The 16768-nt window shown below is 59.8% G+C and carries 16 protein-coding genes; 6 read left to right on the top strand and 10 right to left on the bottom strand.

Going from position 1 to position 16768, the window contains the following annotated elements:
• Positions 1-98: 98 nt before the first annotated feature.
• The 4 genes from ACYSMN_RS00710 to ACYSMN_RS00725 form a co-directional block, all read right to left on the bottom strand.
• The gene (locus tag ACYSMN_RS00710; RefSeq protein ID WP_488921906.1) at positions 99-776 is read right to left on the bottom strand and encodes a YggS family pyridoxal phosphate-dependent enzyme; all 678 of its coding nucleotides are present in this window, start codon (positions 774-776) and stop codon (positions 99-101) included.
• A 217-nt stretch (positions 777-993) separates the two neighbouring features.
• Positions 994-2034: a vWA domain-containing protein gene (locus tag ACYSMN_RS00715; protein ID WP_488921907.1), complete on the bottom strand. Its 1041-nt coding sequence runs from the start codon at positions 2032-2034 to the stop codon at positions 994-996.
• 161 nt (positions 2035-2195) lie between these two features.
• On the bottom strand, positions 2196-3200 hold the full coding sequence (locus ACYSMN_RS00720; protein WP_488921908.1) for a hypothetical protein: 1005 nt from the start codon (positions 3198-3200) through the stop codon (positions 2196-2198).
• Entirely contained in the window at positions 3193-4089 is an 897-nt protein-coding gene (locus ACYSMN_RS00725) for a DUF58 domain-containing protein (protein ID WP_488921909.1), read from the bottom strand. The genes ACYSMN_RS00720 and ACYSMN_RS00725 overlap by 8 nt, the downstream gene beginning before the upstream one ends.
• A gap of 74 nt (positions 4090-4163) precedes the next feature.
• On the opposite strand from ACYSMN_RS00725, the gene ACYSMN_RS00730 reads away from it, so the two are divergent.
• Entirely contained in the window at positions 4164-4535 is a 372-nt protein-coding gene (locus ACYSMN_RS00730) for a DUF4296 domain-containing protein (RefSeq protein ID WP_488921910.1), read from the top strand.
• A 202-nt stretch (positions 4536-4737) separates the two neighbouring features.
• Here ACYSMN_RS00730 and ACYSMN_RS00735 read toward each other — a convergent pair whose 3' ends face one another.
• The 6 genes from ACYSMN_RS00735 to egtB all read right to left on the bottom strand — a co-directional run bounded on the left by ACYSMN_RS00735 (position 4738) and on the right by egtB (position 10912).
• Positions 4738-5076, bottom strand: a complete 339-nt coding sequence (locus ACYSMN_RS00735; protein ID WP_488921911.1) for a tRNA-binding protein — start codon at positions 5074-5076, stop codon at positions 4738-4740.
• Positions 5077-5185: 109 nt separating this feature from the next.
• Positions 5186-5755, bottom strand: a complete 570-nt coding sequence (locus ACYSMN_RS00740) for a DUF922 domain-containing protein (protein ID WP_488921912.1) — start codon at positions 5753-5755, stop codon at positions 5186-5188.
• A gap of 205 nt (positions 5756-5960) precedes the next feature.
• On the bottom strand, positions 5961-7334 hold the full coding sequence (locus tag ACYSMN_RS00745; RefSeq protein WP_488921913.1) for an MATE family efflux transporter: 1374 nt from the start codon (positions 7332-7334) through the stop codon (positions 5961-5963).
• 204 nt (positions 7335-7538) lie between these two features.
• Positions 7539-8195, bottom strand: coding sequence for a helix-turn-helix domain-containing protein (locus ACYSMN_RS00750; protein ID WP_488921914.1), 657 nt, complete (start codon positions 8193-8195; stop codon positions 7539-7541).
• Positions 8196-8332: 137 nt separating this feature from the next.
• Complete coding sequence (egtD, locus tag ACYSMN_RS00755) at positions 8333-9412, bottom strand: L-histidine N(alpha)-methyltransferase (RefSeq protein WP_488921915.1); 1080 nt, start codon at positions 9410-9412, stop codon at positions 8333-8335.
• Positions 9413-9562: 150 nt separating this feature from the next.
• The gene (egtB, locus tag ACYSMN_RS00760) at positions 9563-10912 is read right to left on the bottom strand and encodes an ergothioneine biosynthesis protein EgtB (RefSeq protein ID WP_488921916.1); all 1350 of its coding nucleotides are present in this window, start codon (positions 10910-10912) and stop codon (positions 9563-9565) included.
• Positions 10913-11181: 269 nt separating this feature from the next.
• Here egtB and ACYSMN_RS00765 point away from each other — a divergent pair, with 269 nt between their 5' ends.
• The 5 genes from ACYSMN_RS00765 (at position 11182) to ACYSMN_RS00785 (ending at position 16579) form a co-directional block, all read left to right on the top strand.
• Complete coding sequence (locus ACYSMN_RS00765; RefSeq protein ID WP_488921917.1) at positions 11182-11421, top strand: KGG domain-containing protein; 240 nt, start codon at positions 11182-11184, stop codon at positions 11419-11421.
• Between the two features lie 154 nt (positions 11422-11575).
• A complete protein-coding gene (locus tag ACYSMN_RS00770) occupies positions 11576-12664 on the top strand; it encodes an o-succinylbenzoate synthase (RefSeq protein WP_488921918.1) in 1089 nt (362 codons plus the stop codon).
• Positions 12665-12768: 104 nt separating this feature from the next.
• A complete protein-coding gene (locus ACYSMN_RS00775) occupies positions 12769-14031 on the top strand; it encodes an aspartyl protease family protein (RefSeq protein ID WP_488921919.1) in 1263 nt (420 codons plus the stop codon).
• Positions 14032-14189: 158 nt separating this feature from the next.
• Entirely contained in the window at positions 14190-15446 is a 1257-nt protein-coding gene (locus ACYSMN_RS00780; RefSeq protein ID WP_488921920.1) for a lysophospholipid acyltransferase family protein, read from the top strand.
• A 134-nt stretch (positions 15447-15580) separates the two neighbouring features.
• Complete coding sequence (locus ACYSMN_RS00785; RefSeq protein ID WP_488921921.1) at positions 15581-16579, top strand: alpha/beta hydrolase; 999 nt, start codon at positions 15581-15583, stop codon at positions 16577-16579.
• Positions 16580-16768: the final 189 nt, after the last annotated feature.

Genomic DNA, 16768 nt, shown 5'->3' on the forward strand with positions numbered 1-16768 from the left:
ATGAAGAGTTGGGTTGAAAAAGGAAGAACTTGCTGAGGCTTACGCTCATTGACACCAAACTTGCGTCTGCCAATTCCTCATTCTTCATTCCCAATTCTTCATTGAGAAGAGTAGTTTCGGCTGCCAAAGATGGCGCTGCCTACCCGGATGAGCGTGCTACCTTCTTCGATGGCGAGGCGGTAGTCGGCGCTCATGCCCATCGAAATCTCCCGGAAATCATCGGCATCAGCGAAGTAACGGGCCTTGAGGTGCTCGAAATAGCCGCGTAGCTCGCGAAACTCCTGGCGGAGCTGAGTCTCTTCGGGGGTGTTGGTGGCAATGCCCATGACGCCAGTGAGGCGCACGTGGCGCAAGTTGCGGAAGGCTTCGGATTGCAGAATTTCTTCAGCTTCGGGCAATGAAAGACCGGTTTTGGTGTCTTCGGCGGCAATATGAAACTGCAATAGTCCCCGCACCACGCGGCCGTGTTTGGCGGCCTGCTTCTCGATTTCCAGCAGCAGCTTCAGGCTGTCGATGCTTTGGATGGTATGCACGAAAGGCGCGATGTACTTCACCTTATTGGTTTGCAGGTGCCCAATAAGGTGCCACTCGATATCAGTGGGCAGCTCAGGCTGTTTGGCAGCCATTTCCTGCACCTTGTTTTCGCCGAAGAGCCGGGCGCCGGCATCGTAAGCTTCCCGCAGCTTTTCGACCGAGTGCGTTTTCGTGACCGTGACGAGGCGGCAGCCGGTGCCTTCGAGCTGGCGTTGGAAGAAGTGGAGGTTCTCAGAAATCACTGATTGACGCTGATTAGGTTGATTGCGCTGCTGTTCCAATGACACGGAACAAGCCGGTTCTGGCAAAAGAGAATTCGTAAGCAACAGCTTATCCCTTGTTACAGTTAATTCATCCAACGGAAAAGCCAGACCCGCGAAAGCAAGCGCCACACCGCAGAAAAGGCTTCTCCGAACCATTAGCCTAAGCACCATGCACTAAGCACTAGACTCTAGGCCCTCAGTCTTCCAGCGCATTGGTTAAGAAAGTGTTTTTCAGACCCAGCCACAGCAGCCACAGACCCAGGCACCAAAACAAGTAGATGCGGTAATAGTCTTTGGTGTTGCGGAAGCGGGTTTGCTTGATTTCGGACTTCTCGTACTGGTTGATGCGCCGGAAAATCTGGCGGAGCGCGTTGTTGTCGGTGGCGCGGAAAAACTGACCGTCGCCGGCGGCGGCAATCTGGCGCATAGCGGTTTCGTCGAGGCGGGTTTCTACGTAGCGCGGGCGACCAAGCTCGTCGCGGCCGAAGGGCACGGTGCCATCCTGGCCTAGACCGATAGTGTAGATTTTCAGGCCGTAGGCGTGGGCCAGGCGGGCGGCGGTAAGCGGGTCGAGGCTGCCGGCCGTGTTTTCGCCGTCGGAGAGCAGGATGCACACGCGGCTGCGGCTGCGGGAGTTGCGCAGGCGGTTGGTAGCCACGCCCAGCGCCGTGCCAATGGCCGTGCCGTCGTTGGCAATCATGCCCAGCTTGAGCCCGTCGAGGCTTTCGCGCAGCAGCTCGTAGTCGGTGGTGAGCGGGGCCAGGGAATAGGCGTCGCCGGCAAACACAACCAGCCCAAGCCGGTCGCCCTGGCGGCCATCCACGAACTCGCGGGCCACGCGCTTGGCGGCTTCCAGGCGGTTGGGCTGCAAATCGCCCAGCTCCATCGAGCCCGATACGTCCAGCACCAGTAGAATGTCGATTCCTTCGCCCGACTGTACCACCCGCTCGTCAGTGCGTTGGGGGCGGGCCAGCGCCACTACCGCAAATGCCAGGCTGAGCGCCAGCACCAAGTCGGGCACAAAACGCAAGATGGCGCTCCAGTCGCGGCGGCCCTGGCCCTGCACGAAAGCCACGCCCAACTTGCTGCGCCGGCGGTACGCCAGCAGCCAACGGCCCACGAACAGCAACGGGATGGCGCCGATCAATAGCAGCAGCCGCGGCTTCTCCCAGGCGTAGCTAGCCAGCGTGGCGTAACGCAGGCTGTCAAGAAGGCGATGGAGAAAAGCAGTGAACATCACTCAAAAGTAACACAGCGGCCGGTGGCCTGGGCTGCGCCTAGCACCCAGAATGCCGCAAAATTCTCTCCCGAATGCTCTTTCCCAGCTTTACCAACTGATTACTTGCGGTTTCAGTCCAAACCAGTAGGTTCGCCAAGCACCATTCGCGGACTCCAACGCTACATGGCGTTTGAGCGGACCGGCGTCGGTTGGCCTTGCGTTACGAGCTCGTAGCGGCGTTCGGCGAAGCTGCGGAGCAGGTCGAAGGCGAGGTCCGTTTCGGTGTCGTCTTCCGAAAACTGATTGCCGTAGATCACCCGGTCGGCGAGGCGCAGGGCGAGGCTCACATCGGCATCATTGCCGTAATAGGCCACTATTTCCCGGGTAGTAAGGCTGTTGATGGTGTTGTTTTCGAGGTTGGTGAGGTAGTTTTTCCAGAGCGTAATGGCCCGCTCCATGTTGGTGAGCGAGCGGCTGAGCGTGAACCGCTCGACGTGGCGGGCATACTGGGCCAGGAAGTACAGATGGTTTTTGCGTAGCTTGTACAGTTGGTAGCGCTGCCGCCAGCGCCGCCCGAACACGAAAGCCGCGCCGCCCAGTAGTACCAGCAGCAAGCCCGCGCCAGCCAGCCAGTACGGATAGTTGAAAGCGGGTTCCACTGGCAGCAGCGTCGTGTTTTGCCGAAGGGCCGGCGTAGTGCCGGGCGCTTGCGGCGGCACAATCCGCAGTAGACGCAACGTGGCGGCAGTGCTGGGCACCACTAGAGTATCGCGGCCGCGCAGGATGGTGACGGGCAGTTGCAGACGCTGCACGGAGTCCATCGCGAAGGTGCGCAGGTGGTAAACGGTTTGGTCGAGGCTGATGCCGCGCCGGGTACGGGTGGGGCGGTACGTCTTGCCCACGTACTCGAAAGGCGCATAGCTGACCGTAGAATCCGGAAAAACGACGTTCAGGCCCGGTGCGTGACGGTAACTCAGCTCGTAGTCGATAACCTCGCCGATGCGGGCGGCCGGGCGCAGAAACCGACCCTGGGGGGCATCGGGTACTGCTTGAGCGAAGGACAAAACGGGCAGCAGCAACCACACCAGCAGTAGCTTCCAGCCAGTGCTACCGTTTCGGTGGGCGGAACGCTCCGCCTTGCGCAACGGGCGGAACCCCGCGCTACGGCCCAACACCTTAGCCACGGCCCGCACGAAGGTTGCGCCGCCGAAACAGCCGGATAAGTTGCGGTACGTAGTCGGCGTCGGTGGCGATGGAGAGGTATTCGGTGCGGTGGCGGCGGCAGATTTGGCCGATCTGGTCGCGGTTCTGCTCGTAGATGGCCCGGTACCGCGCGCGGAAGCTCGCCGAAGAAGTGTTGGTCCAGAGCGTCCGGCCCGACTCCTGGTCGTAGAGCGGTACGATGCCGAGGGGCGGAAACTCCCGCTCGCGCTGGTCGAGCAGCTGAATGACCACCAAATCGTGCTTGCGGGCCAGCATGGTCAGCTCACGCTCGTAGCCGGTATCGATGAAGTCGGAAATGAGCAGGATGATGCTGCGCCGCTTGAGCAGCCCCAGAGCTTGTTTGATGCCTGCCGCCACGCCCGTTTGCCTTGATTTCGGCGTCAGCTCAAACAACCTTTTGATGAGGGCGTAGGCGTGGCGCACGCCCTTGCCGGGTGCCAGGTACAGTTCTTTCTGGTCGGAAAAAGTCAGGATACCGAGTTGGGCATCTTGCCGAGCCGCGGCCAGGGCCAGAATACCACAGATTTCGCGGCCTACATCGAGCTTGCGGCGGCCTTCGGCGCCTACCTGCTGCGAGCCACTTACGTCGAACAGCAGCAAGACCTGTTGCTCCCGCTCTTCCTTGTAGGTTTTGATGAAAGTACCGTGGCCCTTGCTCGACACGGCCCAGTCAATGGCCCGCACTTCGTCGCCGTACTGGTAGAGCCGCACATCGTCGAATTCGAGGCCGGTACCCTTGAAAACCGAGTGGAAATTACCCTGTAGCTGCGCATCTACGGCTTTTAGCATCCGAATTTCGACCTGCCGCAACTTGCGCACGAGCTGTTGAAACGGAGTAGGCGTGGGCACGTTCATATAGGCTAAACTACGCCAATCGTGGCATTATTGCTGTTGGGAAGAAACTGAACCCGTACTTTTGCGCCGTGAATACCTCGTTTCTTCGTGCTTTTGCTTTGGTACTCAGCCTGCTGCTGAGTGGCCTGTTTTCCAGTTGCCAGACTGCCGATGAGCTGCCGCCGCCGCAGCCGCTCATGCCGCGGGAGCAGATGGTGAGCCTGCTGGCCGATTTGCATACACTGGAAGCCCGCGTAGAAGCTTCTCGTCTGGGCCCCGATTCGGCTCGCGCCCTGTACTTGCAGCAACAAAAAGGTCTATTCTGGCGCCGCCAAGTAGATGATTCCCTTTTCCAGCGAAGCTACCGTTACTACGCCAGCCACGGCAAAGACCTAGACGAAATCTACGCCATTGTCATCGATACGCTAGCCATGCGCCAGGTGAAAGTGGGCAAGAAGTAATTCCCTGTCATTGCGAGCAAAGCGAAGCAATCCTTCCTCTCAGAGCAAAGAACTTCACTTGTAAGACCAGCCCTTGGCATTAGGTTACTACCCTAGCGCAAGGGCTGGTCTGTTTAGATAACTGGTTTCACAGAGAGGAAGGATTGCTTCGTCGTGCCTCCTCGCAATGACATGTTGGTGCTCGCAAGAGTACATTGCTAGGCTAGATCAGTCGGCTGCCGTTGGGAACTGGGCTGGCCAGAGTAGCCAGCACGATGTCGCCTTGCGCGTCGGCGGCGCCTGTCACCAGTACTTCCGACATAAACTTCCCGATCTGCTTGGGTGGGAAATTGACCACGCACAACACTTGCCGTCCTATTAGCTCATGTGGTTGATAATGGCGCGTAATCTGGGCGCTAGAACGTTTCTGGCCGATTTCGGGGCCTAAATCAATGAGCAGCTGGTAGGCCGGGCGCCGCGCTTGCGGAAATTCCCGCGCCTCCAGAATAGTACCGACCCGCAAATCAACGCGCTCAAAATCGGCCCAAGTGATGTGAGACATAGTTAGTAGTGAGAGCTTAGAACGGAGAAGTTAGGACTTATACAATCTTTTGTTTATCAAACGGTTGGTTAGCATAACAATGCCTTATTGTCCCACTACCAACTACCTACTACTTGGAAGCAAACGAAGTCAGGAGGACGAGGCGCTGCTGAATTTGGGTTTCCCAAAACTTTTGCTTTTCGGCGTTGAGGCCGTGGTTGGTTTCCTGGTCGTAGCGCCCTTCCTCGCGCTGCCAAGTCGCAAAGGCGACTTTTGTGAGGTTTTTGAAAGCCGGATTCAGATGCTCGCAGTCCAACTTCACGGTACTAAGCTTCTGCCGCAGCATTCGGGCGTGCAGCTCCGTGATGTCGAAGTGCAACTGCTCGTGGCGGAGCAGGGCGGCGGAAGCCTTTGGCGCATCGCGAACCCACGACTCCTGCGGCAGAAATACCGCCGTAACGGTGGAGCTGAACACGAAATCCTTGCACGCCACCTGCACGTCGATGTTGGCCGCGGTGAGGGCCGCTAGGTGGTCGAAGGGCATGGGACGGTGCTTGAAATCGGCCCAGGTCAGGGGCCGGTTCGCCGACCATTTCAACACTTCAGGGGCCGGCGCAGCGGCCGGCTTGGGCGAGGTCTGGGGTGGCGCGGGGGCCTGAAACAGCAGCAGTAACGGGAGCAGGAAAGTGCAGAAGAACATTTTTAACAATACGTGAGCAAACGGGCAGAAAACCTAACAGGAAAAGCTAAACCCTAGCCTCACCAAGTAATGACAACCGACCCTAGCAGCCTCTACATCATTTCTTGGCGGCTCGTTCCCGGGGCAGGCTCGACCTTACCTCAGATCTGCTTGAGAAAAGCCCTGGATTCTGCTGCGCAACCCGAGCCGCTAGCTCCAGCGCGGCCTAATGCGCAACCAATGGGACCGATTGAGCCGTAGCGGCGGGCACTCTACTGAACTGGCGAAAGCGCCACAGCAGCAAGCCCGCCACCAGCGTAAGGCCCGTGAGCAAACCCAGCCACACCCCGATGTTACCCATCTTCAGCACGAAGCCCAGGCAGTAGCCCAGCGGCAGCGCCACCACCCAGTAGGCCAGCAGCGCCACCACCGACGGAATCTTCACGTCTTCGAGGCCCCGCAACGCGCCCAGGCCCACCACTTGCAGGCCGTCGGAAACCTGGAAGGCGGCGGCGATAAGCAGCAGGGTGGCTGCCTGGCTTACTACGGCGGCATCGTGGTTGTAGAAGTGCGGAATAAACTGCCGGCCAACTACGAGCAGCAGGCCCATGGAACTCATGAACAGAAACGTGAGCAGATAGGCCGCGAAACCTGCCTGCCGCGCCCCGTGCATATCACCCAGTCCGCGCAGATTGCCAACTCGAATAGTGGCCGCCGCCGCAATGCCGCTGGCCGCCATGTACGTTACGGAAGCCACGTTGATAGCAATTTGATGGGCGGCGAGGGACGTAGCGCCAAGCCACCCAATCATGATGGCGGAAAAGCTGAAGGCTCCCATTTCAAACATCATCTGCACGCCAATAGGGGAGCCAAAGCCCAGCAAACGGCGCAGCGTGGCACCATCGGGGCGCAGCCAATGCGTGGCAGCCTCGCGGTAGGGCCGGAGCCGGGCCGCGCGCAGCACGTAAGCTCCCATGAGCACGGCCATCAGCACACGAGCTATGAGCGTGGCCCATGCCGAACCCATCATGCCCAGGCGCGGTGCTCCAAAATGCCCAAAAATGAAGGTGTAGCACAGCGCCGCATTAACCAAGTTGGCCAGCACCGACAAATACATGGCCTGCCGCGTAAGCCCCAGACCTTCCGCAAACTGCTTGAACCCCTGAAAAACCATCAGAGGCAGTAAGGAAAAAAACAGGACCCGCACCCAGGGCGCGGCCAAAGCCACTACCTCGGCGGGTTGGTCGAGGTGGCCCAGCAGCGGCGCGATAAGTAGCCCCGTAGCGGCCAGCACTAAGCCCGCTACGGCACTGAGCCACACGCCGGCAACGAGCAAACGCCCCAGCTGCGGTACGTCACGCTTGCCGTCGGCGGCGGCTACGAGCGGCGTGATGCCCATAGAAAGGCCCATGCCAAGAACCATTACCACGGTATTGACGCTCACGCCCAGGCTCACGGCGGCGAGCGGAACCTTGCCCGTTTGGCCCACCATCACCGAATCGCAGACGTTGACCAGCACGTGCCCGAGTTGGCTGAGTACCACCGGGTAGGCGAGTAACATGATGGGCTTGAGATGGGGGCGGAGGGCAGTAAGGGGCATGGCGATAAAGCAGCAACGAGCCACAAAGATAGGTCGGTTCTGCCGGGCCATTCAGGGGAGCAACGGTGCAATGCGGCGCGGACGCCCCCGGACCCGCCGCAATATTGGCTGAGCAGCTGGTAAGCAAGTACTGCCGCTTACTCTAGCCTATCACAGGACACTATGACTGTTAGAGCGTACGCCAGCAGGCCTGATAGTGCCAGTCTACGCGGGCAGTGCGGGGAGGGCGGCAGCCAGCGCGGCGGCCTCGGCCAACAAGCCTGCCGCCTGGGCGCGCAGCCGGTGGTAGCGCGTCACGTCGGGAGCGGACAGGGGCCGGGTTCGGAAGCGGAGCCAGCCCCGGAGCCAGCGGGCATGGTCCGGGGCGCGGGCCGGGTCGGTAGGATCGGCAGCCAGCGCCAGGGCAGCGACCAGCGCGCGGGCGGCGGGCGTGGGGTTGGCGTCGTCAGGAACGGCGGGGCTGTCGGGGTCAGGGGGCAGCAGGGCGGGCAGTGCGGCGGCCCAGCGGGCGGCTACGCGGGCCCGGATGGCCAGGGTGTCGGCCTGGGCTTGCAGCCGAGTGGCACGGTACAGACACTCGCGGCGCTGAAAGTCCAGATCGGCCGCGTCGGGTGGGGGTGTGCCCGGGGGCAGCGCGTCGTTGGGGGCGGGCTCGGTGGTGGTTTCGGATGGGGGCAGTTGGAGCAGCAGCGGCAGCAGGGCCGTGTGCACGGTGAGGGTGAGCCGACGTCGGCCGCTTTCGAGGTCACGCACCAGCGGGGGGCTCATGCCCAGATACAGGGCCAGCTGGGCCTGGGTGAGGCCAAACCAAGCCCGCACGCGGGCTAATTGAGATCGAGAAGAAGAGAGGCGGCGGGGCATAACAGACGCGAAAAGGTTGCGCTATTTTTCGTGATTAAATTGAAAAACATCCGCGCTGTTTTCTAAAAGATTTGCAAAAAACAGCGCAACCTTTTTAGTTATGAGTGTAAAGGTCCTGCACCTTGGGCCGCAATCGACTACCTTGACTCAGTTCTAATGCCTTCGTTTGGCTGCACCAGTCGCAGCACCACGTCGGCGAAATAGTCCTGCTCATCGGTGAAAAACTCCGCCACGGCCAGCCCGGCATCGGCCGCCAAACCAGTGATGAGCGGGCGGGTGAATTTGTAGGAGTTTTCGGTATGGATAGGCTCCCAGGCGGCAAAATTGAAGGTTTGGTCCAGCGCCGCCACGTACACCTGCTGCGCTTTGGTAGACACCAGAAAGGAGCGCACCGCGCCCGAGAGCGGGTCGTAGTCGGTGTAGTGCTGCCAGGCAGGCAAGTCGAAATTGGCTCCTAGCTCCCTGTTGAGGCGCGTAAGCAGGTTGAGGTTGAAGGCGGCCGTTACGCCTTGCGCGTCGTCGTAGGCGGCTCGGATGAGGCGCGGGTCTTTTTGCAGGTCAAAGCCGATCAGCAGCCGGTCGTCGGAGGAAAGGGGAGCGGCCAGCTCGCGCAAAAATGCTTGGCGGTCGGCGGGCAGGAAGTTGCCGATGTTGGAGCCTAAAAACAGCACCACTTTCCGGCCGGGCCGGGCCGCCATCAGACGCAACGCTTGGGCATAATCGGTCACCACTGGCTCTACGCGCAGGGCGGGCAGCTCTTGGCGCAAACTGTCCGCCAGCCCCTCCAGCGCCGACTCCGAAATATCGACCGGCACGTACGTGAACGAGGCTTCCGCGTCGAGCAGGTGGCGCAACAGAATTTTGGTTTTGAGTCCGTCGCCGGCGCCTAACTCCAACAGAAAAAACGGCTCCCCTGCTTCAGTAGGCCGCAACGCGGCGGCCAGTGCCGCCTGGTGCTGGGTTAGAAGCCCAAACTCGGTGCGTGTAGGATAGTACTCTGGCAGCGCCATGATCCGCTGAAACAGCCGGCTGCCCTCATCGTCGTAGAAGTACATCGACGACAACGTTTTCGGCGTGCGGCTAAGGCCGTTGGTTACGTGCTGCTTCAGCGCTTCTAGCTGCTGGTTGTTGGTTTCTGGCTGGTTTTCGGACGATGCAGAAGACATGAAGGAGGAATCGGGGGTGGCCGAAGCAGCCGAAACGGAAAGGGAGGTCATAAGCAGCAAACAAGACAAACATCAGAGGCCGCAGGACAATGGGCGCCTACGGTCTGCAAACACAAAATCAGTAACTCAACTCCCGCAAACCCCTCCCGGCTCAAAAGCCGAACGGCTTCCGACCAACAACCAAAAACCAACAACCAAAAACTATCGAGCTAGTCGGATGCCCGTGAACTGCCAGCGCTTGTCGGCGTGGAAGAAGTTGCGGTAGGTGAGGCGAATGTGGCTGACGGGCGTGGCGCAGGAGCCGCCGCGCAGCACCATTTGGTTGATCATGAACTTGCCATTGTACTCGCCCAGCGCCCCGGCGGCCCGCACGTAGCCAGGGTAGGGATGATAGGCCGAATACGTCCACTCCCAGGCGTCGCCGAGCAGCTGGTGGCAGCGCGTAGGGTCGGCGTTGGGAGGCAAGGGTTGGGGGTCGAAGAGGTTGCTTTCGAGGAAGGTGCCCATGGCGGGAGTAGCCCCGAAATGACGGGCGGCTACTTCCCATTCTGGCTCGGTAGGCAGGCGTGCTCCGGCCCAGTGGGCATAGGCATCGGCCTCGTAAAAGCTGACGTGCGTAACTGGCGCCGCCATGTTCACGGGCTGTAAACCGTGGTGCGTGAAGCGGTGCCATTGCCCGTCTTTCTGCACCCAATACAGCGGCGAATCCCAGCCCTGCGTCTGCACCAGGTCCCAGCCTTCACCGAGCCAGTAGCGGAAATCCTGGTAGCCGCCCGCTTCCATAAACCGCAAATATTCGCCGTTGGTCACCAGCCGGTTTTGCAGCTCGAAATCCGCCGTCAGCACCTCGTGCGGCGCCTGCTCGTTATCAAAACAAAACCCCGAGCCCTCGTACCCAACCCGCGAAATACCACCCGGCACTTTCAACCAGGCAGCTTCGCTGCCTTCGAATGAGGAATAAGGAATGAGGAATAAGGAATTGCCGTGTGCTGATTCCTCATTCTTCATTCTTAATTCTTTATTCAAAAGATACGCTGGTGCTAAGGGGCTGGTGCTGAGAATGTACTTGATGTCGGTGACGAGCAGCTCCTGGTGCTGCTGCTCGTGTTGCAAACCCAGCTCAAACAGCTCCCAGAAGGTAGGCGGCAGCGTGTCGGCTAGGGCCAGTAGGCGCGTCATCTGCTCGTCTACGTGGGCGCGGTAGCGGTAGACATCAGCCAGGGCGGGGCGGGAGAGGGTGCCCCGGTCGGCGCGGTTTACGCGGGAGCCTAGCGAGTTGTAATAGGAATTGAAGAGGAAGGCGTATTCGGGGTGGTACACGGTGTAGCCCGGCAGGTATTCCTTCAGCAGAAACGTCTCGAAAAACCACGTGACGTGCGCCAGGTGCCATTTGGGCGGACTCACATCAATGACGGGCTGCACCACCGTGTCTTCGGGCAGCAGGGGCTGGCAGAGCGTAACGGTACGCTGACGCACCGCCTGGTAGCGGTGGGCCATAGACGATGCAGCAGGAGCAGCTACTGCGGCGGCACTAGAAGCGGAAGAAGACATGGCGGAGAGACAAAGAGGGTGATTGGGTAACTATGTTTCCCACGGTTGGGTTTTCTGATGAGTATTTGACGGGTCCTAGTGTTGGGTCGCAAGCTCCTCCGTATTTAACGCAATAAAGGCGCGATAAATGGCAAAGCTCCTCCGTAAAAAGCGGTATTTTAGGCATTTATCAACGATTTAGGTTACGTAAAGCCCATCTTTGTCAGACCAGTTACGTTCCTTAGTTCATAAGCAATCCTGCTTCTTCTTTTTCCACAACCTTACCTATCATGCAGAATCAAAATTCCTCCGGGCGTGCTAACGCCAAAGCTGCCGCTCCCGCCGAAAACAAAGTAAAGCGCGCCCGTGGTTTTGCCGCCATGGACCCTGAGCAACAGCGTCGTATCGCTAGCGAAGGTGGCAAGGCTTCGCACCAGAGCGGCCGTGGTCACCGTTTCACTTCCGAAGAAGCTCGTGCTGCTGGCCGCAAGGGTGGTCAGGCCACGCGCCGTCCGCAGGCAAACGCTTAACAAGAGCCAGCAGTAGCATCTTTGCTTATCGCACCAGAACCCGCTTCCAGCTTCGTGCTGGGGGCGGGTCCTGCGTTTGAAGCAGGTTGAGCCGAGTCCGTGGTTTTGGGTGTTATTTGCGGCCATCTTTCCGGGCTTGTTTGTTCGTCTGTTTATGCTTGAGTTGCAGTACTCGCGCCGCACGTTGCGCTTCAACTTTCCGGCTCGCACCTCGCGCGGGGCGCTTACGGAGCACCTAGCTTGGTACCTGCACCTCACCGACACGGAGCGGCCCGGCGTAGTAGGTTTGGGCGAAGCCGCGCCCCTGGCCGGCCTCAGCCCCGACCACCGGCCCGATTTTGAAACCCGGCTGGCGACTTTGTGCCGAGCATTCAATCAAGCGAAATTCACCGCCGCTACGGCTCCTGATTCGGCTCTGGCTCTCGTAGAACCCGCGTGGCCCGCGTTGCGCTTCGGCCTGGAAACCGCCCTGCTCGATTTGTACCACGGTGGCCAGCGGCAACTCTTCGATAATGCCTTCAGCCAGGGTGCTGCCGGGGTGCCCATCAATGGCTTGGTTTGGATGGGCGACGCAGCCTTTGTGCGGGCCCAAATCCGTAAGAAACTTACCGAAGGCTATGGATGCCTCAAGCTGAAAATCGGCAGCCTCGATTTCGCCACGGAGTTGCAGCTGCTGGCCGAAATCCGGGCGGAGGCCGGGCCGGAGGAACTGACGTTGCGCGTTGATGCCAACGGCGCCTTCGCACCCGCCGAAGCATTGGGCAAGCTGGAAGAGCTGGCGCGCTTTGGGCTGCACTCCATCGAGCAGCCCATTGCTGCCGGTCAGTGGACGGCTATGGCGGAATTGTGCCGGCAGTCGCCGGTGCCCGTGGCTCTCGATGAAGAGCTGATTGGCGTGACGCACCCCGCCCAGCAAGCTGAGCTGCTAGCCGAAACCCGCCCCGCCTACATCATCTTGAAGCCTACCTTGGTTGGTGGCTTGGCGGCAGCGCTGGAGTGGTGGCAGTTGGCCGAGGAACAAGGCATTAGCTGGTGGCTGACCTCGGCGCTGGAATCCAATATCGGCCTGAATGCCATTAGCCAGCTGGCCGGCGAATACGCGTTGCCCGGTTTCCCGCAGGGCCTGGGCACTGGCCAGCTCTACCACAACAACCTGGCGGCGCCGTTGCACATCCAACAAGGGCAGCTGCACTTCGACCCCCGCGGTTCCTGGGAATTGCCAACGCCCGGAAAACTGGAATAAGCCAAACGCATAAGGGTAGCGAGGAGGCGGTTTTTTGGTTATATTTCCCGTCCCGCCCTCTCACCCCTATGCCTGCCTGCTGGTTTTGTACCCTCCGTTTGCTGTTGCGCTCCTGGCTTGCCGGAGCCACTTGGCTACTGCTGTGGAGCTTGTTGTGCCCTTACGAGGCCACTGCCCAGCCCCAGCCGACCGAGGACTTGCCTTTCCGGTTCGAGAACCCTCGGCAGCGGCGAGTCCGGTTGCCCTTCGAGTTTCAGCGCAACCTGATTATCGTGCGAGCCTCCCTCAACGGCTTGGGGCCGTACAATTTCCTGCTTGATTCCGGCGTGGGTACTTCCCTCATCACCGACCCAAGCCTGGCGGCTCCGTTGCGGTTGCGCCGGGGAGAATTGTTCCGCGTGTCGGGGGTGGGGGAGGAGGCTCCGTTGGAAGCCTATATGTCTGATAGCGTGCGGGTGACGATGCCGGGTATTGTGGCGCCGTCGTTATCTTTTCTGGTGCTTTCCTCCGATGTGCTCAATTTGTCGGGCTACGTGGGCATACCCATTCACGGCATTCTGGGGTATGATGTATTTCGCAGCTTCGTGCTGGGCGTGGAACCGTCGACGGCAGAATTGGTGCTGCACGCGCCGGCCCGCTACAAGCCGCCTCACGGCCGGCGCTGGGCGCAAGTGCCGCTGGTATTGCAGCGGCGTAAAGCTTACCTCACCGTGCCTGTCACGGTCAAGGATTCTCTAACGCTGCCTCTGAAGCTGGTGCTCGATACCGGCGCGGGCCACGCGCTGTCGATTGAAACAAATTCGGATCCGCGCCTGAAAGTGCCTTCGGACCGGTTGCGGGCCCAGTTGGGCCGCGGCCTGAGCGGCATCATCAACGGCTACCTGGGCCGAGTGCACAGTATGCAGCTGGGCCGCTACCGCCTCAATACCTTGCTCACCTCGTTTCCCGACTCCAGCAACGGAGCCCTGCGGGCCGATGTGCCGCGCAATGGCAACATTGGCTTTGAACTGCTCAAACGCTTCGACCTCGTCATCGACTATCCTCACCACGCGCTCTGGCTGCGGCCAAACCGGCTCTTCCGAGACCCGTTCGAGCACGATATGTGCGGGATGGAATTGCTGGCAACCAGCCCCAACTACCGGCGCTACATCATCCTGAAAATTCATCCCGGCTCGCCCGCCGCCGCCGCCGGTATCCAGCCCGACGATGAACTGCTGGCCATCAACCTGCTGCCGGCCAGCAACATCAGTCTTACCGAAATCAGCCGTATTCTGCACTCTACCAACGGCCGGCTGCTGTATCTGCTGCTGCGCCGCGCCGATGGCGAGCTGTACACCGCGCAGGTTCGGCTGAAACGCCAGATATAGCCTTGTTTGTGGCACGGACTTTAGTCCGTTGCCTTTGCGTCTGCTAGCCGCGCCATTTAGCTTAGTAAACCGCTAGTTTCTCTACCACTAGGAGCAGCGGGCTGAAGCCCACGCTACATCGCGGCTTTTAGCAACATCCTCTTGCGTTGGAGGGTAAAATGCCTACATTAGAAGCCCGTCGGTATCCGGCGCTTCGTTCCGACTTCCCACTCTCGCTCGCCCTTTTCCGCCCGATGCCCACGGCTTCCCCGACGTCTGCCGCGCTACCTCCGCCGCCCGCCGCCATCCAGGCCAACCAGCACATCTACTCCGATTATTTCGACGAGCAGTTCGTGGAAACGCTTGACCGCAACATTCTTCAATTGCTGGACCGGGTGTGGTTTCGTTCCGAGCTGGTTGGTTTCGATAATTATCCGCAACGCAACAACCCCGACCGGCCGCTCATCTTTGCTTCCAATCACTCGGGAATGGCCTTTCCCTGGGATGCCATTGTGGCCCTTTCGCACCTCTGGCGCTACCTGCGCGACCTCCGGGACTTGCCGCGTCCGCTCTCGGCGCCCATGCTCTCGCAGTCGGTGTTGATGAATCCGTTTTTGGTGGAGAATTTCTGGAAGAGAGCGGGTTGCGTGGATGCCACGACGCTCAATTTCGAGACGATGATGTACTACAACGACCACAACCTGATGCTGTACCCGGAGGGGGTACCAGGCATTGGGAAGGGGTTCAACCGGAAGTATCAGCTCCAGCGCCTAGCCACTAGCATGCTGCGCTTGGGCCTACAGCATGGCACCGACATCGTCCCGTTCTACACCATCAATGGCGAATACCTCAACCCCTACACGTACAGCTGGGAATGGGTGAACCGACTGAGCAAAAAAGTGGGCATTCCCTTCATCCCGATGGGGCCGGTAATCCTGCTGGTGCTGTTGCAGCCGTGGTTTTTCTACATGGCGTTTCCGGCCAAGCTCACCTTCGTGCTCGGCACGCGCATCCGTCCTTCCGACCTCACCACTAAAGCCCACGACGAGCTAACCCGCCCCGAGTACGAGGATTTATCCAACCAAGTGCGGACGAAAATGCAAGCCGAAATGGATGCGGCCGAAGCCAAATACGGCCGGCAGCCCTACAAGTGGGGCGAGCTGTGGCAGCGTATCAAGGAAAACTGGCGCTACTTCCCCTTTTTCCTGCCCTGGGCCTGGCCGGCGCTATTTCGGGAGTTCGAGCGGCAGTACCTGCACCACGGCCGCCGCGACTTCGACCTGGATCTGCGCAGTCCTGGTACTTATTGGCGTATGTTGTGGCGTAACCCATTTACGCTCACGTTTTTCATTCCCATTCTAGGCTGGATTCCGATTGCCATTCGAGGGTATAAGGATCATCAAATCGGAAAAAAAACCAAGAACAATCCATCCTAGCTGGCTCTCCTCCGTAAAATCAACCAGTGGGCCTATTCAATTGCCTATTTGGTTGTGTGGTATTCTTCTATTGTTGATTGAAGTCTGCCGCTGATATCGCTCCGCTCCCTGCCCAATTCCCACATTTCCTTGCAATGCCCTCTATTCAGCATCTGCTGCTCAAGCAGCTATTAGCCGCTGCCACTGGCCCGGTGGCTCGCCACCGTCCCGAGTTATCCACCGTTCGGTTGGTGGCGGAAGCGGCGGCTCTCTTCCAATTTGTGCCCTGGAACGTGTTTCTTGAGGATGCCAATGTTGAGGGCATGGCGGCGGAATGGTTGCGGCCGGCGGGAGCACCTGCCCGGCGCGTGCTTCTCTATCTGCATGGCGGCGGCTACGTACTTGGTTCGCTGAATACGCACCGGGCACTGGTAGGCTCGCTCGCGCAGCGCTGCCAACTCAATACCCTCGCCATTCATTACCGTAAAGCCCCCGAATACCCGTTCCCCGCCGCCCTCGACGATGCCCGCCTGGCCTACGATTGGCTGCTGCGTGAAGGCTACCACCCCCACGATATTATGGTGGCCGGCGACTCGGCCGGGGGCGGATTGGCCCTGGCGCTGCTCGTCAATCTGCGCGATGCCGGACTGCCTCTGCCCGCCGCTGCCATCGGCCTTTCCCCCTGGACCGATTTAGTGCTGCCAGCGGCGGTACTGCGGCAGGCTTGCCGGGAAGAGAGCCAGATTTTGGAAGCGTTACAAATCCGCGGCTGGGGTCCGCTCTACGCCGATGCTACGCCCCTGAGTCACCCGCTGCTTTCGCCCGTACGGGCCAGCCTACACGATTTGCCGCCGCTCCTCATCCAGATTTCCGATGCCGAGGTACTGCATGATGATGTGCAGAACTTCTGCCGCAAAGCCCGCGCGGCTGGCGTGCCCGTTACGTTGCAGGTGTTCGATGGGCTGGTGCACTGGTGGCATTTGTTTTGGCGCTTCGTGCCCGAAGCCCGGCAGGCGCTAAATCAAGTGGGCGAGTTTACGCGAGGCGTGTGGGCAGCGCAGGAGGCTGCCGCCGTTGCGTTGCAAGTTGCCCGCCAACAGCTGCACACTCTCGTGCCAGCCGCTCCGTTGCACGTGCGGCGGCGAGCCGCCTAAGCGACTTCAAAAGGGCCGAAGAGAACGAGAAAATCCTTGTAGAAAATAATATAGAGTCGGTTTATGAACTCAGCTCAGCTAACCACCGTAAAAAATTTATCCTCTGCGTCAACTATATAGCTGCCTTTTCGTAGGTTTGCGTCAAGTAGTCGGCTTGCATACTACTTTTTCCGGCGGGCGGGTCCGCAT

It is taken from the genome of Hymenobacter sp. M1-2 (assembly GCF_057808495.1).